The organism is Haloferax sp. Atlit-10N (assembly GCF_003586325.1).
In the GTDB taxonomy this organism is placed as follows: domain Archaea; phylum Halobacteriota; class Halobacteria; order Halobacteriales; family Haloferacaceae; genus Haloferax; species Haloferax prahovense.
In genome coordinates this window covers 1-433 of sequence record NZ_PSYX01000194.1, presented here as the reverse complement: position 1 = coordinate 433, position 433 = coordinate 1, and the positions used below count along the sequence as shown (strand labels likewise).

Here is a 433-nt window from a genome sequence, read left to right as displayed (position 1 = left end):
CCGCGAGGTGTTCCCGAAACTCAGCGTCGAACAGAACATCAAGATAGGCGAGACGGTCAACGCCGGCAGCGACGACCTGCTGTACGACGAGATATACGACTACTTCCCGATTCTCCAGGAGCGCGCCGACCAGCAGGCCGGCACGCTCTCCGGAGGACAACAGCAGATGCTCGCCATCGCCCGGGCGCTCGTCTCGAACCCCGACGTGCTGCTTCTGGACGAGCCGAGCGAGGGCATCCAGCCCTCCATCGTCGACCAGATAAGCCGCGACATGAAGCGAATCAACGACCAACTCGGGACGACCATCCTCTTCGTCGAACAGAACCTCGGCGTCATCCGCGAACTGGCCGACCGGTGTTACGCGATGGAGCGCGGCACGTTCGTCGACACGGTGGGTCCCGAGACGCTAGCCGACGAAGACGCGCTCGCGGAG

1 protein-coding gene is annotated in these 433 nt (G+C 63.7%); it reads left to right on the top strand.

The annotated features are described in order from the left end of the window. On the top strand, positions 1-433 hold a 433-nt coding region (locus tag C5B91_RS21845), incomplete at both ends, for an ABC transporter ATP-binding protein (RefSeq protein WP_119713059.1).